At 58.1% G+C, this 19,720-nt stretch carries 21 protein-coding genes and 1 tRNA gene; 1 reads left to right on the forward strand and 21 read right to left on the reverse strand.

All coding sequences use genetic code 11. The features are described 5' to 3' along the window. Positions 1-26: 26 nt before the first annotated feature. From trxB to C8D99_RS09005, 7 genes are all read right to left on the reverse strand, one after another. Positions 27-1,214 (reverse strand): thioredoxin-disulfide reductase, encoded by a 1,188-nt coding sequence (gene trxB, locus C8D99_RS08975; RefSeq protein WP_133957800.1) that lies wholly within the window; start codon positions 1,212-1,214, stop codon positions 27-29. 45 nt (positions 1,215-1,259) lie between these two features. Then, on the reverse strand, positions 1,260-2,102 hold the full coding sequence (gene prmC / locus C8D99_RS08980) for a peptide chain release factor N(5)-glutamine methyltransferase (protein WP_133957801.1): 843 nt from the start codon (positions 2,100-2,102) through the stop codon (positions 1,260-1,262). Next, entirely contained in the window at positions 2,102-3,178 is a 1,077-nt protein-coding gene (gene prfA, locus C8D99_RS08985) for a peptide chain release factor 1 (protein WP_133957802.1), read from the reverse strand. Before prfA ends, prmC begins: the two co-directional genes overlap by 1 nt. Continuing rightward, entirely contained in the window at positions 3,175-4,107 is a 933-nt protein-coding gene (locus C8D99_RS08990; protein ID WP_133957820.1) for a DUF1385 domain-containing protein, read from the reverse strand. Before C8D99_RS08990 ends, prfA begins: the two co-directional genes overlap by 4 nt. A gap of 7 nt (positions 4,108-4,114) precedes the next feature. Continuing rightward, positions 4,115-4,816, reverse strand: a complete 702-nt coding sequence (gene thyX / locus C8D99_RS08995) for an FAD-dependent thymidylate synthase (protein ID WP_133957803.1) — start codon at positions 4,814-4,816, stop codon at positions 4,115-4,117. A 136-nt stretch (positions 4,817-4,952) separates the two neighbouring features. Continuing rightward, entirely contained in the window at positions 4,953-5,189 is a 237-nt protein-coding gene (rpmE, locus tag C8D99_RS09000) for a 50S ribosomal protein L31 (protein WP_133957804.1), read from the reverse strand. Positions 5,190-5,326: 137 nt separating this feature from the next. Then, positions 5,327-5,956: a HutP family protein gene (locus C8D99_RS09005; protein WP_243833879.1), complete on the reverse strand. Its 630-nt coding sequence runs from the start codon at positions 5,954-5,956 to the stop codon at positions 5,327-5,329. 380 nt (positions 5,957-6,336) lie between these two features. On the opposite strand from C8D99_RS09005, the gene C8D99_RS09010 reads away from it, so the two are divergent. Then, positions 6,337-7,299, forward strand: coding sequence for a TAXI family TRAP transporter solute-binding subunit (locus C8D99_RS09010; protein ID WP_133957805.1), 963 nt, complete (start codon positions 6,337-6,339; stop codon positions 7,297-7,299). Positions 7,300-7,328: 29 nt separating this feature from the next. On the opposite strand, the gene C8D99_RS09015 is transcribed toward C8D99_RS09010, so the two are convergent. From C8D99_RS09015 to infC, 14 genes are all read right to left on the reverse strand, one after another. Then, on the reverse strand, positions 7,329-8,519 hold the full coding sequence (locus C8D99_RS09015; RefSeq protein ID WP_133957806.1) for an alanyl-tRNA editing protein: 1,191 nt from the start codon (positions 8,517-8,519) through the stop codon (positions 7,329-7,331). A 72-nt stretch (positions 8,520-8,591) separates the two neighbouring features. Continuing rightward, a tRNA-Arg gene (locus tag C8D99_RS09020) sits at positions 8,592-8,667 on the reverse strand. Between the two features lie 185 nt (positions 8,668-8,852). Beyond that, positions 8,853-9,014, reverse strand: a complete 162-nt coding sequence (locus C8D99_RS09025) for a bacterioferritin-associated ferredoxin (protein WP_133957807.1) — start codon at positions 9,012-9,014, stop codon at positions 8,853-8,855. 56 nt (positions 9,015-9,070) lie between these two features. Next, a complete protein-coding gene (locus tag C8D99_RS09030; protein ID WP_133957808.1) occupies positions 9,071-11,422 on the reverse strand; it encodes an endonuclease MutS2 in 2,352 nt (783 codons plus the stop codon). Continuing rightward, the gene (locus tag C8D99_RS09035; RefSeq protein ID WP_133957809.1) at positions 11,412-11,981 is read right to left on the reverse strand and encodes a CvpA family protein; all 570 of its coding nucleotides are present in this window, start codon (positions 11,979-11,981) and stop codon (positions 11,412-11,414) included. The genes C8D99_RS09030 and C8D99_RS09035 overlap by 11 nt, the downstream gene beginning before the upstream one ends. Further along, entirely contained in the window at positions 11,978-12,229 is a 252-nt protein-coding gene (locus C8D99_RS09040) for a hypothetical protein (protein WP_133957810.1), read from the reverse strand. The genes C8D99_RS09035 and C8D99_RS09040 overlap by 4 nt, the downstream gene beginning before the upstream one ends. A gap of 2 nt (positions 12,230-12,231) precedes the next feature. Beyond that, a complete protein-coding gene (locus C8D99_RS09045) occupies positions 12,232-12,558 on the reverse strand; it encodes a hypothetical protein (protein WP_133957811.1) in 327 nt (108 codons plus the stop codon). A gap of 12 nt (positions 12,559-12,570) precedes the next feature. After that, positions 12,571-14,973 (reverse strand): phenylalanine--tRNA ligase subunit beta, encoded by a 2,403-nt coding sequence (pheT, locus tag C8D99_RS09050; RefSeq protein WP_133957812.1) that lies wholly within the window; start codon positions 14,971-14,973, stop codon positions 12,571-12,573. Continuing rightward, entirely contained in the window at positions 14,967-16,013 is a 1,047-nt protein-coding gene (gene pheS, locus C8D99_RS09055) for a phenylalanine--tRNA ligase subunit alpha (protein WP_166670100.1), read from the reverse strand. Before pheS ends, pheT begins: the two co-directional genes overlap by 7 nt. Next, a complete protein-coding gene (locus C8D99_RS09060; RefSeq protein ID WP_133957813.1) occupies positions 16,010-16,690 on the reverse strand; it encodes a potassium channel family protein in 681 nt (226 codons plus the stop codon). Before C8D99_RS09060 ends, pheS begins: the two co-directional genes overlap by 4 nt. 14 nt (positions 16,691-16,704) lie before the next feature. After that, complete coding sequence (locus C8D99_RS09065; RefSeq protein WP_133957814.1) at positions 16,705-18,024, reverse strand: TrkH family potassium uptake protein; 1,320 nt, start codon at positions 18,022-18,024, stop codon at positions 16,705-16,707. A gap of 29 nt (positions 18,025-18,053) precedes the next feature. Next, the gene (gene rplT / locus C8D99_RS09070; protein ID WP_133957815.1) at positions 18,054-18,413 is read right to left on the reverse strand and encodes a 50S ribosomal protein L20; all 360 of its coding nucleotides are present in this window, start codon (positions 18,411-18,413) and stop codon (positions 18,054-18,056) included. 48 nt (positions 18,414-18,461) lie between these two features. Next, positions 18,462-18,659, reverse strand: coding sequence for a 50S ribosomal protein L35 (gene rpmI, locus C8D99_RS09075; protein WP_133957816.1), 198 nt, complete (start codon positions 18,657-18,659; stop codon positions 18,462-18,464). 97 nt (positions 18,660-18,756) lie between these two features. Then, complete coding sequence (infC, locus tag C8D99_RS09080; protein ID WP_133957817.1) at positions 18,757-19,404, reverse strand: translation initiation factor IF-3; 648 nt, start codon at positions 19,402-19,404, stop codon at positions 18,757-18,759. Positions 19,405-19,720: the final 316 nt, after the last annotated feature.

Consider the following 19,720-nt stretch of genomic DNA (forward strand, 5'->3'; position numbering starts at 1 on the left):
CCGAAACGCCCCGCGGGATGTTTGACCTACTTCAGGAATGTCCCGGCGGCCGAGGCGTCGGCAACGGGCGCCATCTTTACCGTTTTTCCGGATGCCAGCTCCACCATGGCGGGGAGGGAGGGAAGGCCGAGCTTCTCCACCATGCGGGCGTTCTTGTAGCCGTCCACGAGGGCGACCTTTTTCCCGGCGTCCCTGGCCATGGCTTCCACCTCGTCGGAGAGCTTCACCTGCTCCCTGTCGATGCTGGAGTAGAAAAGGGCCGTCACATGCTCCGGGTCGAGAAGAACGGACCTGAGGTGGACCTGCTCGTTAATGTAGGCGGAAGCGCTCATGGCGGCAATCGCTCCGTCGGACGCCGCGGTGACCACCTGGCGGAGCCCCTTGTCACGGACGTCTCCGGCGGCGAAAATGCCTTCCACGGAAGTTTCCATTTCGTCGTTGGTCTTGATCCAGCCGCCTTTGGCAGCCTCGACGAGTCCCCTGACCGGTTCGTCGTGGGGGGACTGGCCCACGAACATGAAGACGCCGGCGACAGGAAGATTTGACACCTCACCGGTCTTGATGTTCTTCAGAACCAGGTTCTCCACCATGCCGTCCCCTTCGATCTTTTCCACCACAGTATTCCAGACCGGAACGATCTTCGGGTTGGAGAGAGCCCGTTCAACGGCGGCGCGGTCGGCCCGGAACTCGTCCCTCCGGTGGATGATGTACACTTTCGACGCAAAGGTGGTGAGATATTCGCCTTCCTCCACGGCGGTATTGCCGCCGCCCACGACGGCAATCTCCTCGTCCTCGAAAAAGGCCCCGTCGCATACTGCACAGTAGCTCACGCCCTGCCCTATATGCTCGGCTTCCCCTTCGCATCCGAGACGGCGGAAATAGGCCCCCGTCGCGATTATGACGGCTTCGGCCTCGATCTCCCCTTTATTTGTCAGGACGACTTTCGTTCCGTCGCGGACTTCCACGGCGGATACGTCGACATCGCGGAATTCTGTCTTGAACTTTTCCGCATGGCTCCGGAACATGGCGGCAAGCTCGGGGCCGGTGGCATGCTCGACGCCCGGCCAGTTTTCAATCTCCTCGGTGATGTTGATCTGTCCGCCGGGAACACCCTTTTCAAGAAGCAGCACATCAAGACCGGCTCTTCTGCCGTAAATCGCCGCCGAAAGCCCGGCGGGCCCTGCGCCGATGATGACAAGCTCCCTTTTTTCCATTAGAAATCCACCCCTCCAGATGAAAAACGATAGTTACCATCGAAATTATACACGAAGCCACGAGGCCGCGCGAGGCTTCCGGGACAGATCATGGAATATTCCCTCAAATTCCATGCTTGATGGCGCAATTTGCACCAGTAGCTCTCCCTGTTCACCATCCCCTATCTCGAAGAGCAGCCTCCCCCCCTTCCGGAGCTTTGCCGGTGCCCATCCGAAAAGCGCCCGGTACCACAGAAGGCCGTCCTCTCCCCCGTCAAGGGCGGAGAGGGGTTCTTTCCTGACCTCCCTCGGGAGGCCGGAAATCAGTGGGAATGGAATGTAGGGTGGATTGCTGACCACCAGGTCGAACTCTCCGTCCCCGGCCGGGATGTCCTGCGGGGTCCTGGAATGCCAGAGGAAGCATCGGGAAAGAAGGCCATGAAGTTTCAGGTTTCTCCAGGTGAGGCTCACGGCCAGGGCATTGGCGTCAACGGCCACGGCAGTAAGGTCGGAACGTTCCGAGAGAAGTGCCAAGATGATGCACCCCGAGCCCGTACCCCAGTCAAGAAACCGCCCTGATGAAGGGAGGAACGTAAGAGCGTGTTCTACAAGAATTTCGGTGTCCGGGCGGGGAATGAGGACTCCCGGGGCAACATCGAGAGAACGGCCGTAAAATTCCCAGGATCCGAGGATGTACTGCAGAGGCTCCCCTCCGAATCGGCGCTCCGTCATTTCCCAAAGCCTTCGGGCGGCGGAGTCTTCCAGCGGGAGGAAAGGATGGGCTGCAAGGAAGGAACGGTCAATCCGGGCTGCTTCGGCGAGAAGGAACTCCGCCTCCCTCTCGGGATATTCGGTGCCGGAGGCGCGCAGTCTTTCGGCGGCACGCCTCCGTGCCTCGGACAGGTTCATCAGCCCGCCTCGATGGAATGCAGCCTTTCAGTCTGGTCCGCCACGATCATGGCCTCGATGAGATCGTAGATATCGCCGTCGAGATACTGGTCGAGCTTGTAGAGGGTCACCCCGACCCTGTGGTCGGTAATTCTGTTCTGGGAAAAATTGTAGGTCCGTATCCGTTCGGAACGGTCTCCGGTGCCGATCTGGCCCCGGCGCTCGGATGCAAGTTCCTCGTTCTGCTTCCGGAGCTCGGCGTCATAGAGCTTGGCCCTGAGGTAGGCCATGGCCTTGACCCTGTTCTTGAGCTGGGACCGCTCGTCCTGGCAGGTAACCACTATTCCCGTGGGAATGTGGGTTATCCGCACTGCGGAGTCTGTCATGTTCACGTACTGGCCGCCGGCACCGCTGGACCGGTAGGTGTCGATCTTCAGGTCTTCCGTGTTGATCTCCACGTCCACGTCCTCGGCCTCGGGAAGGACGGCCACAGTGGCGGTGGATGTGTGAACCCGGCCTCCCGCTTCCGTGGCAGGAACCCGCTGGACCCTGTGAACTCCGCTGTCGAACTTGAGCTTGCTGTAGACACCGTTTCCGTCGATCCGGAAAATGATTTCCTTGTAGCCGCCGATTCCTGTCTCGTTGTAATCGAGAACTTCGGTCTTCCAGCCCTCCCGCTCCGCGAAGCGGGTATACATACGGAAAAGGTCCGCCGCGAAAAGAGCGGCTTCCTCTCCTCCCGCACCTCCCCGGATCTCCATGATGACGCTTTTCTCATCGTTGGGGTCCTTCGGCAGGAGGAGGATCTTTATCTCCTGTTCCAGCTTGCCGAGAAGGGGCTCCTTCTCCGAAAGTTCGTCCCTCGCAAGCTCGGCCATGTCGGGATCGGTACCGTACACGAGGCTTTTTGCCTCCTCGATGTCCCCGGCTGTCTTCCTGTATTCACGGTATTTGGCCACCACGGGTTCGAGCTGGGAGTGCCTTCTGGCAAGAGCCTGCAGTTCCTTCAGGTTCCCGTGGGTTGCGGGATCGGCCATTTTCGCTTCGATGGTCTCAAAATCCTTTTCAAGAGCCTCGAGTTTCCCCAGGTAGTTCATTCAGACTCCTCCGCAGGCATGTTCAGTTTTTTTCCAAGGGCGGTCTCGAGGGACGTGAGGGCCACCTCGATCTGCCGTTCGTCAGGCTCCCTGGTGGTGAGATATTGAAACGACATGGCGGGAGCCATGAGAATCCTGCCTGCCGGTCCGGCACAGGACGCTCCCTTGATGATCTCGTAGGAAATGCCCATAACCAGAGGCAGCAGGACGATCCTGCTTCCGATGCGCCAGAGGATGGAACCGGATCCGGCGAGGGAGAACACCACGATACTCACCGCAACGACAATGAGAAGGAAGGACGTTCCGCATCTCGGGTGAATCCTGGAAAAGCCCCGGATGTTTTCCGGCGTCATCACCGCTCCTGATTCGTAGGCATTGATTGTTTTATGTTCGGCGCCGTGGTAACGGAACACCTGCCGTATTTCGCTCCACAGGCCGATACCGGCGACATAGGCGATGAACACCACGCCCCGGAGGCAGCCTTCGAGCACGTTTTTGCCCATGGAAGTGAGTCCCCATGCCTTTACCGCCACGTCGGAAAGCCACAGGGGAAGCGCGATGAAGAGCCCCACAACGGCAAATATGGCCACGGCGACGGTGATGAACATTTCTTTCGCCGTGATCTTCTCCTCCTCGCCGACGGCGATCTGGGCCGATTTGTCCAGTGCCCTGAAGCCCACGGTCATCATCTCGACCATGGTGACCACCCCGCGGATGACAGGCAGCTTCCACGGCATGGAGGACGTCCAGGAACGGTTGTTCCAGCTTTCACTCTCGATCATGCCGTCGGGCTTCCTCACGGAGAGCCCCCATCGTGCGGGGCCCTTCATCAGAACCCCTTCGATCACGGCCTGTCCGCCTACGGGCATCCTTCTGTCCTCGGCCCCTTCAGCAAGCAGCAGCAACAGAAATGCAAGCAGTCTTTTCATTTTCACCTCAGTAATTTTCCTCGTCTAAAAGCGCCTCAAGGGAAGCGTACGGTTTCCCGCAGGGATTCATCTCCCTGCATTCGCCGAAAATGACACACGACGGCCCCGCCTTCTCGAAAAGAAGGGGGGCTGCCCGCCTGACCAGCCGGAGCATTTTCCTTGCCAGGTCCCGGATTTCCCACTGGGCCCGCCGGCACAGCCGGAGCGTGAAGAAATGATGAAGCTCCCTGGCGTTCATGGTCATGACGAGCCGGGTGCTCCATCCGTGGGGGAGAATGAAACGGGCGTCCTCTCTGGGAATGCCTGCCTCCACCATCTCGGCGTAGAAGCGGTGAGCCTCCTCCGCCATTGTCCGGAACCGTTCAGAAAAGTCCGGGTTCGATGCTACGGAAGGAGGAAGAATGACATCGGGGTCGCCCATCTCCACGTATCTCTGGCTCTGCTGGCTGAAGGACGCTATCCTGTGCCGCACGAGCTGGTGGGATGCCACCCTGCTGAGTCCGTCCATGGCAAAGGTGAAGGATGCGTGTTCAAAGGGGGAATAGTGGCCGCTTTTCCAGAGGTGGTGAAGCAGCTTCCCGCTTTTTTCAGGCGACTCGGCCTCGAGAAGGTCGGCGGCGGAGGCGTCGCTGTAGCAAATTCTTGCCGCGGCGGCGACCACGGCGTCCGGAGACGGCGTTGAGGCAATCAAAAGGACACGGCATGCCATGGAATCGTTCTCCCCTTTCCGCTTCGGATCCTGCGGTAAGGCGGACCCGAAATGAAAAAACAGCCAGCGTCGCATCGTGATGCGGCTCCGGCTGAAAGCGGACTCTCAAAAAAAGGGGACCGCAGCCCCCTTTTCCCTACTGATCGGAAGTCTCTCTCTGGCCGTAGTTGATGCCCTGATACTTCCTCTGGAACTTCTCGAGCCGTCCCGCCTCGGTCAGAACACGGCTTCCCTTCTTGCCGGTGTAGAAAGGATGGCACGAGGAACAGACACCGACCCGCAGCTCCTTGTCGGTGGAGCGGGTTTCGAACGTATTGCCGCAGGCGCACGTCACCGTGCATTTCTCGTAGCGAGGGTGGATATCCTTTTTCATCTATGAGACACCTCCGAAGAAAATCGTGACCCGTAAATTGTCACTAAACAAACAGAAACTCTATCACAGGACGCTTCCCCGTGCAAGAGTCATTTTTCTTCCGTTTATGAGGAAGGATCGCCGGAAAGGGCTTTCCGTCAGATATGCATGACCCCGAGGCCGCACCGTTCGTGATGGGCCACGGCGTGGTAGGCTGTGTCTCCCATGACGGCCACGGAAATCCACTTGCTGTTCCTGACGATGGCGATTTTCGCGCCGACGCTCGCCTCGAGCATTCCCACCACAAGGAAGCCGTCAAGGGCCTCCAGGGCAGCGTGCATGAGAGCATGCATTTCGTTCCGCTTTTTCTCCACCACCCCGGCGTTGAGCGAAGCCCCGACAAGGGCCCTGGTAATTTTCTGCGGAAGATCTCCCGCAAGCCCTCCCACTTCCGTGGCGACCGATCTCCAGCCGATGGACGACAGCTCTTTCTTGAAAACGCACTCTGTCTCGTTGCTCGTCGTGGCCGCCAGAAGAAGGGCCGCCCTTCCAACCTGGCTTTCATCGTCGATCCGAATCCTGAGGTTCAGGTCAATGCCCGACTGATCCCTCTCCCCTCCCCTGGAGTTGATATCCAGCGACAGCGGTTCCTTTTCCCTGCCGTGGGACTGCTGGGAAGGCCGGTGATTCACTTCTTCCGGACACACAGATTCCGCTTCCATTTTCACAGGTTCCTCCTCCAGCTCCTCCTGAGGGGCGTTGAAAATCTTCTTCCAGATCACGAACATGCAGCTCCTCTCTGGTGAATTCTAATACGCATTATAAAGGAATTAGAGAAAAGAGTCACTTCCCGGGCCGTTTTTGTCCGGCGGCGGAGGGAACCGGGTAAGAAGAATTGCTGAAAAGCAGGATAGATTCCTTGTCCCCGGGCATGTTCCGGTCTATACTTAGGCGGAAATGACAAGAGCAGGAACGATCAGAGAGGATCTGAACATGCTGCATCAGTTTCCGGGTGTATGCCGCCGCAGGCCGGAAGGCTTATGTTTTTCTGATTTCCAAGGGGCGGATCCGGCGGGAAGAACGTTCCCTCGGGATGGCGATTCAGAAGCCGTTTCCGTGAAGGAACTATTGTATTTCTTACTATTTTTCGCTAGGGGGAGTTTTCCAGATGAAGAAACTGCTTTCCGCGGTCTTCACTGTCGTTGTGATTATTTCGTTCCTCTCCGTGCCGGCTTCCGCCAGGACGTTCCTTTCCATCGCCACCGGAAGCACGGGGGGGACCTATTATCCTCTCGGAGGAGGCATCGCGGAAATCATCAGCAGAAACGTGCCCGATTTCCAGGTTACCTCCGAGACGGGCAACGCTTCCGCGGCGAATATCAACCTCGTCGGAACCCGCCAGATCGAGATGGCTTTCGCCCAAAACGACATCGCCTACTGGGCGTCGAAGGGAATGGCTCCCTTTAAGGAAAGGTACGACAACCTACGCGTCGTGGCGTCTCTCTACCCGGAGCATGTCCACTGCATCACCCTGAAAGGAAGCGGCGTAAACGACATCATGGACATAAGGGACAAGAGGGTGTCCGTAGGCGCCCCCGGCTCGGGAGTCCTCGGTGACGTGTCCGCCATCCTGAAACTTGCGGAACTGCGCTACGCCGACATGAGCGCCGACTTTCTCGACTTCAACAACACCACCCAGCGCTTCAAGGACGGCCAGCTCGATGTGGGCTTCGTCGTCGCAGGATACCCCACATCGTCTGTTATCGACCTTGCCGCCACCCACGATATCGATCTTGTAAGCTTCAATGACGACTTCATGTCGAGGCTCACGGCGGAATATCCCTACTTCATCAAGGACGTCATTCCCGCGGGAACCTACAGAGGAGTAGACCGCGACGTAGTGACCCCCGCGGTTATGGCCATGCTCATATGCGAAGCAGGACTTCCCGACGAGGTGGTCTACAGGTTCACAAAGGCCCTATGGGAAAACATTGCAGATCTTCACAGGGTTCACCCGAAAGCGACACTCATCACCCTGGAAACCGCCCTCGACGGAGTATCCGTTTCTGTCCACCCGGGAGCGGCCAAATTTTACTCAGAAAAAGGAATGACCGTTCCGGCGGTGAAATAACCCTTCCCGAGCCATGAAAAAGCGGCCCGTCAGGGCCGCTTTTTTTCTGCATATACTTTTATCGCTTCCAGCCAGGGCTCAGCAGCCATGACGGGAGAAAGGCCGTTGAGCCAGTCGCTCCGCCCCCCGCCCCTGGCGGCGAGAGCGGGGCTTTCCTTCAGAAAGGCGGAAAAATCCACGGAAACTTCTTTTCCCCTGTAGAGGAGGAAAGCCCCCTCATTCTTTTCCGGGTCTGGAAGAAGCAGGAGCAGGACACTACCGGGATGGGCATCGGACCATTTCCTGGCCGCAGGGGCTGCGAGTTCCCTCGAAAAGCCGGGCAGAACCGCGGCGGAGACCGGCAGTCCTCCGGCCGTGCAGTCTTCCGCGGGAAGGGAGATATATTGGGAGGCTCTCTCCATCATCTTCTTCAGGGCCCCGTTTTCCTCCTGGAGCCCGATGACAACCTGGCCAAGCTGGGGAAGCCTGCAGCCTATTCCCCTGACAAGCCTGCGGGCCGCTTCGCTGTACTCCTGGCGGAGTGCCACCCCGTCCACTGAAAACTTGAATTCCCAGTCCGGCGCGGTTCCCCGGAAAGCCGTTATGAAGAGGTTTCCTACCTCACCGGTGGACGAAGCATGGCTCCCCGAACAGGCGATGGTGTCATACCCGGGAATGCGGACCACCCTGATGGTTTCGTCGGCGATCCTGCCCCAGTTGCCCTTGATTCCGGGAAGGCGCTCTGCCTCCTCCTTCGAAAGCATGACTGTTTCAACGGGACGATTTTCCGCAACGATCCGGTTGCCTTCCTTTTCCGCCTCGAAGAGCATATCCCAGCCCAAGTCCCCGTCCCAGGCCAGGTACACCGACGTTTCGGCGCTGTCCACGGCAACCTTGAAAACCCGGAGCCCCGGATGTGCTTTCTCGAGAGCCCTTGAAAGTATATGCTCCCCCGTGTGCATTCTCGAGAGGAGACGGTGCCGCTCCAGGTCGGCCTCTCCTTCCACTTCCAGTCCTGGGACAGGGAAACCCATTTCAGCCTTTCCCGAGACAGCCACTCCTCCATCCTTTTTTTCCGTGTCGTCGATGCGGAACCGGAAATTCTCCGCCCAGAGAACTCCAGAGTCTCCGGGCTGCCCTCCGCCGGAGGGATGAAGCTCTCCGCCGGAGAGAAGAAGGGTGAATTTTTTCTTTTTTTCTTCCGATGCAAGAACATCCAGAATGGTCGCCCTGAAACTCACGATCACAGCTCCTTTCCTGCCGATGTAAAAACAGCACAAAGCCGGGATTAATCCCGGCTTTCGATTTTTCTATGGCGCGCCTGTGGCGATTCGAACGCCAGACCCTCGGCTCCGGAGGCCGATACTCTATCCGCTGAGCTACAGGCGCATTTGGTGCCCCGAAAGGCGAAGATTATTCTACCCTCGAACGGAGGAACCGTCAAGGCAAGGAGAATTGTCTTTCAATAGAGCCGTTGAGGCCGGCGCACGGTCAATCCGGATACTCAAGGCGAAAAGTCATGGTCTGCGTTTCGTTTCGAGTTCGTCCAGCACCCTGCGGACATCGCCGACACATCAGGTGCCCGCAGGATTTTTGACCCCGCATTCGCAGGTTCCGCTCTTTTTCGCCGAGAGGATTTTTTCGAGGATGGCGGAACCCCCGGTGGAAAAATACTCTTTCTCAATATCTTCCCGGGAATACCCGAAGCAGTAACATACCAGTCTGCCTGCCGCCACTCTTTCCAACTCCTTTTTCCGTTATCCGGGAGGGAGAGTTCCACGGAAGTCCGGGCTTATTTCCGGAACTCCACCACTGTGACGCCGAAGCCGCCTTCCGAGGGACCTCCGAGGCGATAGGACGCCACGTACTTCAGGGAGGCACAGAGGGAGTGAACCTCCCGCCTGAGGATGCCTTCCCCCCGCCCGTGAATAACTGTAACCTGGTCGTATCCCATCCGCATGGCCTGGTCGAGATAGCGCTCGACAACGGGGAGAGCCTCATCCACGTTCATTCCCCTGACCATGACCGAAGGCGGAACCCGGTCCGGAGACATGGAAAAAGATTCGGGCGGCGTGACGGCTCCCTTGGGTTTCTTTTTTGTGGGAACAAGCTTTTTGACATCCACTTCCATCTTCATGACACCGGCCCTGAGAAGGGCCCGGTTTCCCCTGAGGGACTCGATGGTCCCGACGATTTCCGTCCCCGCGACCTGGACAGCCATTCCAACGGAAGGAGAAAACTCTCCCCTGGTGCCAATGCCGCTGCTGAGAAGCCTTTTTTCCTGGTTCTGCTCCAGGTGTTTTCTCTCGGAACGGACTTTTTCGCTCGTATCTCGGATCTGGCGGTGGACTGCCGATTTTGCGGAGTCTTCAAGCTCCTTCAGCAGCTTTTTGCTGGATTCCTCCGCCTTTTCCAGGATGGAGGCAGCCTTCCGCTCCGCCTCGGAGAGAATCCTGTCCCTGCGGAATTCGATTTCTCTCACCCCGTCGTCGTATTTCTCTTTTTCTTCCTTAAGGCTTTTCCGCAACGCCGCTATCTCTCCCTCCGCCCTGTCGAGCCAGGCTTTCCTCTCGTTGAGCTCCCCTATCAGGTCTTCCACGGGGGCCTCCCTTTCGCTGAGGACATTTCGGGCCTTTTCGAGCACTTTTTCCGGAAGACCGTACCTCCCGGCGATAAGAAGGGCGTTGCTCTTTCCCGGAACCCCGAGAAGCATTCTGTAGGTTGGAGAAAGGGATTCAATGTCGAATTCCATGCTGGCCGTTTCCACTCCCGGTGCGGTAAGGGCGTACTGCTTCACCGGATTGTGGTGGGTCGTGGCCAGGGTGAGTCCCTTTTCCCTGGTAAGGGTATCCAGGATGGCGATGCCCAGGGCTGCCCCCTCCTGGGGGTCAGTACCGGCTCCAAGCTCGTCCAGGAGAACCAGGGACGTGCGGTCCGCCTGCTCGAGAATGGAGATGATGTTTTTCACGTGGGCGCTGAAGGTGGAAAGATTCTGCTCGATGCTCTGCTCGTCGCCGATGTCGGCGAAAATGGACCCGATATTGCCCACCACGGAATCCTCTCCCGCCGGTATGGGCAGGCCGCACCAGGCAAGGTAGATGCACACTCCGGCCGTCTTCAGGACAACCGTCTTTCCGCCTGTATTCGGGCCCGTTATGACGAGACTCCGGAATCGGTCCCCGCACCTGATGGTCACGGGTACGGCAGACTCACCGAGAAGGGGATGCCGGGCTTCCTGGAGGACGAACATGGTCTTTTCGGCGTACTGGGGAAGTTTCCACCGTTTTTTTGCCATGACCTCCGCCGCGGCGTAAATAAGGTCGAGGTCCGAGAGGACGGTCTCACATTCGGAAAGAGGCCGTTCCCGGGCAAGGATCACCTGTGTGAGCCTCCGGAAGATGGCCCGCTCTTCCTCCTTTTCATCCCGTATTTTCATGGCAAGCCTGTTGTTCAGGGGGACAAGGGCAGAGGGTTCCATGTAGACGGAGCTGCCGGACCCCGACCTGTCCACCACCGTTCCGGGGAAACGGTTGACGAACTCCTGCCGGACGAGAAAAACAAAATGGCCGTTTCTGAAGGCCGTCACTCTTTCCTGCAGCATATGGGCAAGAGAAGGGTTGTCGAGAATGTTCTGGGCCGACCGGCGTATCTGCCGGCGAAGGATCTCAAGCTCACGGCGAATCTCTGCGAGCTCCGGGGACGCGGAATCATAGAGGTTTCCCTTGTCGTCCAGCACACCAAGGGCATCCGACTCTTCAGAAAAATCCCGTATCTGCCGGCTGAGGCTGTCGAAGTGAGGATAGGCGTCCCTGTGCTTCGCCAGGTGTTCCCTGGTCAGCTTCGCAAGGGAGAGAAACCGGGCGACGGAAGCCAGCTCTTCGCCGGTGAGCATGCCGGACCTCCGTGCCTCCGACAGCATGGCGGAGACGCATCCGGAGGAGTTCCACGGCCACTCGCCGAAGGTGTCCCTGCAGGACGTATAGCTTTTGAAAAGGGCCACTCTCTCCACCAGGGCTTTGGCATCCCCCCGCGGCCTCAGTTTTTCTATGGCCGACAAGCCGAGTTCGCCTCTGACACAGGAGGCGAACTCGGCAAGAATCTTCGGTATTTCGAGGATTCTGAGAATGTCTTCCCTAACCTCCATTGCCGCCCCCGGCTTTTCCCGGGAAGAGCCCGGGGAGATTCAGGTCCGGCAGGGTAAAATTCTCCGGGAAGAGATCGTGCTTCCGGAGAAAGTCCTGTATGCCCGGCCATGCGGCGTCGGCGCCGCGCATGACGTAGCTCGCCCCCATCCATTCCGTGGGGAAGAAAGGCGAATAGGTGGTGATGCCCACGTACAGGAACAGGATGAGAACGGCACCTTTGAGGATTCCGGCGGCGCCGCCGAAAAACCTGTCGGCGAACGTGAGAGACGCAAACCTGAGGAAGGCCTTGACGATACGGCAGATGGAGGCGGCTAGAACGACGACCCCAATGTATATGGCCACCATGAAGCCCACGGACACCATGGAAGGATTGGCCTCCGGAAACATGGAAAGGATCCATGCCGCAGGCACTCCGGAATATTTCCAGGCCACAATGACGCCTCCCACCGTGCCGAGAAGGGAAAAAATTTCCCCTGACAATCCGCGAAACAGGCCCCTGACAGCAAAGGATGCCACAATCAGGGCAATGGCAATGTCAAAAATGGACGAAAAAGTCATAGCCCCTCCTTTTCCCGAATATCTTCAAGTGATCGTTCGAGTTTTCTTCCGAGTTTCTCCAGCAGCCACGCGAGCTGCAGACAGGAAAGGAGCAGAAGGCTCTCCTGGTCGAGAGAACCTTCGAACTCCCTGGTAATTTCTGCAGACAGGTCCGATATACCCTTGATGCTTTCGTCGTCGAGAGTGGTTTTCAAAAAGTATGATTTTTTCCCTATCCTGATGTTCACTTCACGAAGGGAGGCGTTCACTCCTAGGGTCTCCTTTCACCTCTGGCATCCTGGCCGATTGCCTGGGGCTGCTTCGCCTCGGGCATGAGTGAACTGAGCTTTTCGTACAGGGCTTTCATCTGCCCTTCGATCTGGCTCTTTTCCCGCTGGAAAGCGAGTTTTTCCCGCTCCATGATCTCAAGGTTGCGCTGGCTCTCCTTCGATATGCGGATGCACTCCAGTTCCTTTTCTGCAAGCTTGTTCTTCATTTCGTTGAACTGGACGCGAAGCTGGTCTCTCTCGTTCCTCAGGGACGCGACCACCTCCACGAGCTTGTCGGCAAGTTGTTCAATATGACTGATCGTGACCATGAAAAGTTCCTCCTATCGAAGAATATAACCCCTGGCTTCCATTTTCGCCCTGACACCGGCATGCACCGCATCGACTTCCCCATCGGTGAGGGTCTTGTCGTTCCGCTGGTAGGCGAGAGAGAAAGCGAGGCTCCGGTATCCGTCGGGTATTCCCTTTCCGGAATAGATATCGAAGAGGCGTATCCTCCTGAGCAGCTCGCCCCCTTCGCTCCGGATTCCCGCCGTGACTTCCTCCATGGGGCTGTTCAACGGTACGAGCAGGGAAATGTCCCTATACACCGGCGGGAATTGGGAGTTTTCCCTGAAAACCGGGAGAGACTCCTTTACCAGGGGTTCCAGGTCGAGCTCGAAGGCATAGAGCGGAGAACACTCGATGTCCTTCTCGATGGCCGGCTTCAGCCGCAGGAGATATCCCGCAGGACGGTCCTCCCGCATGATGACGGCGGTCTGCCCCCGATGCCCGAAGGGCTCCTCACCCTGGACAAACCCGAGGGAAACGCCCCTGCTTTCAGCGATGGCGAGAATATCCCCTTTCATGGAGAAGAGATCATCGGCTCCGGCGGGACCGAAGGGAAGGCGGGGATCCCTGCCTCCGTAAACGAGGCCCGAGATGCGCTCCACTTCTTCGTGTCCGCCTCCGTCGAGGGGGAGAAATACCCTGCCGAGCTCAAAGACTCTCACGGGTGCCTTCCATCCCGCCTGGACGGTCTGCTCCACGCTCCGGATCAGTCCGGGCAGAAGGGTGGTCCTCATCTTGGACTGTTCCGCGCTCAGGGGGTTCGCCAGTTCCAGGGGGCGGGCCCTCCTGTCTTCGGGAGGAAGCCTGAGAAGCTCTACGAAGGACGGGGCAAGGAAGCTGTAGTTCACAAGCTCCACATAGCCCCTGGAGAGAAGGATGTTCCGTATGCCGCCCTTTACCCTGGTGACCTCGCCGATGTCCCCCCGGCCGTAAAGCGCCTGGGGAAGCCGGGGAGCCAGGGTTTCGTTGTAGCCCCGGATTCTTCCCACCTCTTCGATCAGGTCTTCTTCAATGGTGATGTCGGGACGCCATGAGGGGACTGAAAAGACGCGCTTTCCCTCTTCCGAGGCAACCTGCCGCAGTCCGAGCCTTTCGAGGATTGCCGAGGCGCCGTCCATGTCGCCGGTAAGAAGGATTTTCCGGAGGTTCTTTTCCGTCAGGGCAACTTCCCTCCGGGCAGGCTCCATGGAGACGGCCGCCTTGAAAACGTAGCTCGTTTCCGCAGCCCCCCACTCTTTCAGAAGAGACGCGATAAAGTTCAGGGCCGCCTCCGACAGGTTCGAGTCCACCGTCCTGGCATAGCGGAAAGCAGCTTCCGAGTTGATGCCGAGCCGCCGGGACGTCCTGCTGACACGGATGGCATCGAACGTTGCCGATTCAATGAACACGGTCCTGGTTTCCGGCAGGATATCGCTGTTTTCTCCGCCCATGACTCCCGCGAGGCCTATGGCTTCTCCGGCGCTGGTTATGAGGAGATCTGTATTTTCGAGGGAATGCCGTTTTCCGTCCAGTGTAGTGATCACTTCTCCCGGTTTCGCCGGACGTACCGTGATTTCCGGGGCGGCAAGCCGTCCGGCATCGAAGGCGTGGGTCGGCTGTCCGAGGGTCAGCATGGCGATGTTGGTGGCATCCACCATGCCGCTGATGGGCCGCATTCCGAGGAATGTCAGTGCAATCCGGGTCTTCAGGGGAGACGGAACGGGCCTCAGCCCCGTCGCCAGGCCGAGGCAATATTTGCTGCATCCGTCGTCCTGAAGAGAGATGCCTTCAAAGGGCACAGGCCAGTCTGCGGTCTTCTCCGGAGGGGCGATGTCCGCAGGGTTTTTCTTCCACTCCGCCCCGGGGAACAGGGCGTATACTTCCCGGGCCACACCGAGGAGGCTCAGGAGATCACCCCGGTTCGGCGTGATGGAAAGATCGAGGACAGCGTCGTCCAGGCCGAACAGCTTCACCACGTCGCCGCCCACGGGAGAGTCTCCGGGAAGGCGGAGGATGCCGAATTCGTCCGCGGCTTCCGGAACGCCCAGTTCTGCGGCAGAGAGCAGCATTCCCTCACTGATGACGCTGCCGAATTCCCTGGTGCCGAGAACCGTTCCGTCGGCCAGGACGGATCCGGGCCGCCCGTAGGGCACCCTGTCGCCTTGCGAAAGGTTGGGAGCGGCGGTGACCACAACGGCGGTACCGTTGCCGTCCCGCACCACGGCGACGAACAGGTTTTCCTTTTCAGGATGGCTGGTGAGGCTTTCTATCTCGGCAACCTGGACATCCTTGACCAGGGCGCAGGGCCTTTCCACCGATTCCACCTCGCACCCGGTGAGGGTAAGCCGTTCGGCCACTTCTTCCAGGGTGGCGGGAATGGAGAGCGTTTCATTGAGCATGTTCCAGGAAATCAGCATGAGAGGGTCCTCCCCGAGAGAAGATAGGGCACGTTGCCTTCAAAGAGGACGCGCAGGTCGGTGAGCCTGTATTTCAGCATGGCGATGCGGTCGAGGCCGATGCCCCACGCAAAGCCGTTGTAGACGTCAGGGTCGATTCCCCCGTACCGGAGCACGTTGGGGTGCACCATGCCGAGCCCCGCCACTTCAAGCCACCCCGTCCCCTTGCAGATCCGGCAGGAGGGGTTCTTGCCCGAGCATTCCACGCACTCGATGTCCAGCTCCAGGGAGGGTTCTGTGAAGGGGAAATAGCTCGCCCTGTACCGGGCCTTCAGGGGACGGGCAAAGATGGCGGCCATAAGCGCTTCCAGGCATCCTTTCATGTCGGCCACGGAGATGTCCTTCTCCACCAGGAGGCCTTCGAGCTGGTTGAACATGGGGGAATGGGTAGGATCACTGTCCCTGCGGTACACTTTACCGGGACAGACAATCCGTATGGGGGCTCCGTATTTCAGCATGGATCGGACCTGCACGGGTGAGGTGTGGGTCCTGAGCAGCTTCCCGTCGGGGAAATAGAAGGTGTCCTGCATATCCCTTGCAGGATGGGAAGCCGGAATGTTGAGGGCTTCAAAGTTATGGAAGTCATCTTCTATCTCAGGGCCGAGGGCCACGGAAAATCCCAGCCCCGCGAGGATTTCCACCACATCCTGGGTGAGCTGGGCCACGGGATGGATGCCGCCCCATTCCCTGCCCCGGGCAGGGAGTGTGACGTCGATGCGGTTCCGCCGCTCTTCTTCAGCCGACTCGGCCTCTTCGATGGCCTTTTTTCCTTCGGCAAGGCGGGCTTCCATGAGGTCCCGGAGGGAGTTTACCGCCTCTCCGGCGGCAGGACGCTCCTCGGGGGGGAGCGATCCGAGCTTTTTAAGGAAGGAGGTCAGGATTCCCTTTTTTCCGAGAAAGGCCACCTTCACCTGCTGCAGCTCTTCGGACGTGGCCGCCCGGGAAAGCTGTCCGGCGAAGTCTTGCTCTATTGTATGCAGTTCGCTGGGGATTGATGTCACTTGCCGTTTTCCTCCTTGTCCTTTTTCTCTATCATTTTTGCGATATCCTCGTCCGTTCCGGCGACAAGAAGCCTGTCCCCTTCCTGGATGACGCTGTCCGGCCGGGGCAGGAAGCGGCTTCCCTTCCGGTCGAAAAGGAGGACGATGCCATTATACGTCTTCCGAAATTCGAGTTCCATCAGCGATTTCCCCACCATCCCGGGCGATGCTTCAATCTCGCCGACGAGAACTCCTCCGCCCGGGATGGCGGAAAAGGCTGAAAGCCACGGGTTGACCAGTGTTTCCGCTATATTTTTGCCTGCGTCCCTTTCCGGGAAGATCACCTTGTGGGCTCCCACCCGTGAAAGAATCCTTCCGTGAATGGCGGTCTGTGCCCTCGCAATGACCTTTGGGATGTTCAGCCCCTTCAGGATGGCCGTGGCAAGAATGCTTGCCTCAACGCTGTTTCCGATAGCCACCACGGCGATATCCGCCTCTTTCGCACCTACCTTCAGAAGGAGGTCTTCATCTGTAGCATCGAGCTGGGCACAGTACTCCACAACCTCCGCCACTTCCTCGACCCTTTGCTTGTCTATGTCCACGGCGATTACATGCTGGCCGAGTTGTGCCAGTTTTTCGCAGACGGAGACGCCGAAGCGCCCGAGTCCGACTACAAGGATGGTCTGTTTGCTGTCCATGGCCCGCCTCCCTGTTAACCTACGGGGATGTTCGTTTCGGCGAAGGTGATTTTCGACGCCTCCCTGTCCCGGGAGATCATCCCGTACATGAATGTAAGAATACCAACCCGACCCCAGAACATCAACAGGATGATGATCACCTTTCCCGGTGCTGAAAGAGAGGGCGTGACACCCAGTGAAAGTCCCACGGTCCCCATGGCTGAAACCGCTTCGAAAGCCAGGGTACCGAAAGGAAAGGGTTCAAAAAGACACAGAAGGATAATGCCGAGAAGAACGGTCAGAATATACAGCACAGCAACGGCAAGAGCCCGCCTGACGTTGCCGTCGGAAATCTTTCTGTTTCCTATGGCCATGCTCTTTCCCCGTATCTCGGAAAGGGAGGAATAAAAAAGCAGTCCCGCCGTGGTGGTCTTGATCCCCCCTCCGGTGGACCCCGGGGACGCACCGATGACCACGAGAATACAGAGAACAAAAACCCCGAGCGATGAGAAGGACGGTATGGGAATCGTGTTGAAACCAGCCGTCCGTGCCGTAACGCTCTGGAAAAGAGCGTTCCAGATCTTCAGAGGAAGAGGATGGCCGGAGAGCCCCCGGGCCGAGTCTGAAGCCAGAAGGAGCACTGCCCCCCCTGCGACCAAGACGGCGGTTGTCCTGAGAACAAGAATGGAATGGGCCGACAGGTGGGACCGCTCCCGCAGCCGGACGAAGAGGTCGCCGATGACCAGAAAGCCGAGACCTCCCGTCACGATGAGAATCATAATCACCCCGGGAAGGAGGAACTGGCCCGAATACCCCTCCAGCCCACCCCGCAGGGTAGAAAAACCTGCGTTGCAGAAGGCGCTCACAGAATGGAAGACGGCATCAAAAAGAGCTTCCCCTGGAGAAAAAGACCTGAGAAATACTATGAACAGTGGAATTGAGGCGGCAATCTCCATAATGAAGGTGAATCCAAGCATCCTGTAGAGCAGTTTTACGGCTCCTGAGGGGGTCTCAACTCCGAAGCCTCCGGTAAAGAGAAGCCGCTGCCGTATGCCCACCCGCCTTCCGAGCAGCACCATGATGGCGGTTGCTGCCGTCATGACCCCGAGACCGCCGAGCTGGATAAGGACAATGACAACCCATTGGGAAGCGGGAGCGAGGTCCCTGCCCGTGTCCACCACAACAAGCCCCGTCACGCACACTGCCGATGTGCTGGTGAAGAGAGCGTCGAGAAGAGAAAGAGGCTTTTCATGCCCGGAGTTGAGAGTCCATAGAAGCAGGGTTCCCGCCGCGATCAGCGACAGGAACCCCAGGGTAATGGTCTTTTCAATCCGGAGCGAGCTGTAGGTCTTCACTCTTGCCGGGCCGGGGCCGCGGACGGCGGCTATCTGCCCAGGGCACTCCGTGCCTGCTCGGAGAGCTTGATGAAGGCGGGCATGTCGTTGATGGCCAGCTCGGAAAGCATCTTCCGGTTGATGGAGATTCCCGCCTTCTTCAGCCCGTTCATCAGGACACTGTAGGACAGTCCCTGTGCCCGGGAAGCGGCGTTGATACGGGTGATCCACAGCCGCCGGAAATCTCTCTTCTTTTTCTTCCGGTCGGCATAGGCTCTGGAAAGGGAATGGAGGTAGGCCTCCCTGGCCCTTCTGTAAACATTCTTTTTCCGACCCCAGTAACCCTTGGTGATGGAAAACAGTTTCTTTCTTTTTCTATCGCTAGCGCTACCACCTTTGACGCGGGGCATCGCACGTCACCTCTTTCATGAAAATTGACTGTTAAACGGTATTGTTCCTCAGCTGTACGGAAGCAGCTTTCTCATGTACTCCATCTGCGTATCATCAACGTAGCCGGTCTTGCGGAGCTTTCTGAGTCTCGAAGGGCTCTTGCAGGTGAGCAGGTGTCCCCTTCCCGCCTTGCGGTAGGAGAGTTTTCCCGTTCCCGTGAACGAGAATCTTTTTTTTGCTCCCGAATGGGATTTAAGCTTGGGCATGATGTGTTCCTCCTTCCCCGGATATTGAGTCAAGATAAAAGCCCGCCGCTGTGCACGGCAGGCGGAAAAGCGGTGCGCATTTTATGGGGTCACGGAATTACTCTGCCGTTTTCTCCGCGGAGACAGGTGCCGTCTCCTTCGGCTTTCCATTATTCTTTTTTTCAGTCGCCCCTGCCGCCTCGCTCTTTTTTTCGGGCTTCGGAGCCATCTTTCCCTGGCCGGGAGGAAGGGGGGTAAGCATGATCCTCATATACCGGCCCTCCATGCGGGGGTTTCCCTCGCTTTTGCCGAGGCCGTCGCAGTCGGCGATCACCCGGGCGAGCACTTCCTCGCCTTTATTGAGAAAGGACATTTCACGGCCCCGGAAGAACACCGAGACCTTGACCCTGTGGCCGTCCTCGAGGAAGCCCTTGATTGCCCGGACCTTGAAATCATAGTCGTGCTCGTCGATTTTCGGGCGCATCTTCATTTCTTTGAGGGCCTGGACCTTCTGTTTCTTTCTCGCGTCCTTCTCCTTTTTCTGGAGCTGGTAGCGATACTTCCCGTAGTCCAGTATCCTGCAAACGGGAGGGGTGGCCTGAGGAGCCACTTCGACAAGGTCGAGCTGCCGTTCCTCCGCCAGCCGAATTCCCTCTGCTGTGGGTATTACCCCCAGCTTGACGCCGTTTTCGTCGATGAGGAGCACTTCACGGGATGTGATTTCGCGGTTGACTCTGGGATCTCCGTCTTCTTTTCTTGTTACTATAGCCTTTCACCTCCGTGTGAAATATGAAGAGGGGCCGGTGAAGCCACCGGCCCCTCGATAAAGTGCGAGAGATTCTCCGATACCGAAAAGCATGTTTCGCCGTCCGGTGAGAGGGTGGCCCCTCTGCTTTGCACTGATTGTAATAAAGCTGAATGAATATATCACACCGCCGGAGAAAACGCAATCTTCTTTCCCGAACCTAAATCCGCAGGTTCGTTCCCTCAAGTAAAGGGATAACTCCCCGGACGGGGAAATGAACTGTTTTCGTTTCCCCGTTTCCTTTCTTTCTTACCCTTTTTCAGGTTTTTCAGGTCTT

The sequence above is a fragment of the Aminivibrio pyruvatiphilus genome, assembly GCF_004366815.1.
Lineage (GTDB): Bacteria > Synergistota > Synergistia > Synergistales > Aminobacteriaceae > Aminivibrio > Aminivibrio pyruvatiphilus.

Coding starts and splice junctions, on each gene's coding strand:
- trxB (WP_133957800.1), bottom strand. CDS start 1,214: ATGGAAAAAAGGGAGCTTGTCATCATCGGCGCAGGGCCCGCCGGGCTT.
- prmC (WP_133957801.1), bottom strand. CDS start 2,102: ATGAACCTGTCCGAGGCACGGAGGCGTGCCGCCGAAAGACTGCGCGCC.
- prfA (WP_133957802.1), bottom strand. CDS start 3,178: ATGAACTACCTGGGGAAACTCGAGGCTCTTGAAAAGGATTTTGAGACC.
- C8D99_RS08990 (WP_133957820.1), bottom strand. CDS start 4,107: ATGAAAAGACTGCTTGCATTTCTGTTGCTGCTGCTTGCTGAAGGGGCC.
- thyX (WP_133957803.1), bottom strand. CDS start 4,816: ATGGCATGCCGTGTCCTTTTGATTGCCTCAACGCCGTCTCCGGACGCC.
- rpmE (WP_133957804.1), bottom strand. CDS start 5,189: ATGAAAAAGGATATCCACCCTCGCTACGAGAAATGCACGGTGACGTGC.
- C8D99_RS09005 (WP_243833879.1), bottom strand. CDS start 5,956: ATGTTCGTGATCTGGAAGAAGATTTTCAACGCCCCTCAGGAGGAGCTG.
- C8D99_RS09010 (WP_133957805.1), top strand. CDS start 6,337: ATGAAGAAACTGCTTTCCGCGGTCTTCACTGTCGTTGTGATTATTTCG.
- C8D99_RS09030 (WP_133957808.1), bottom strand. CDS start 11,422: ATGGAGGTTAGGGAAGACATTCTCAGAATCCTCGAAATACCGAAGATT.
- C8D99_RS09035 (WP_133957809.1), bottom strand. CDS start 11,981: ATGACTTTTTCGTCCATTTTTGACATTGCCATTGCCCTGATTGTGGCA.
- C8D99_RS09045 (WP_133957811.1), bottom strand. CDS start 12,558: ATGGTCACGATCAGTCATATTGAACAACTTGCCGACAAGCTCGTGGAG.
- pheT (WP_133957812.1), bottom strand. CDS start 14,973: ATGCTGATTTCCTGGAACATGCTCAATGAAACGCTCTCCATTCCCGCC.
- C8D99_RS09060 (WP_133957813.1), bottom strand. CDS start 16,690: ATGGACAGCAAACAGACCATCCTTGTAGTCGGACTCGGGCGCTTCGGC.
- rplT (WP_133957815.1), bottom strand. CDS start 18,413: ATGCCCCGCGTCAAAGGTGGTAGCGCTAGCGATAGAAAAAGAAAGAAA.
- rpmI (WP_133957816.1), bottom strand. CDS start 18,659: ATGCCCAAGCTTAAATCCCATTCGGGAGCAAAAAAAAGATTCTCGTTC.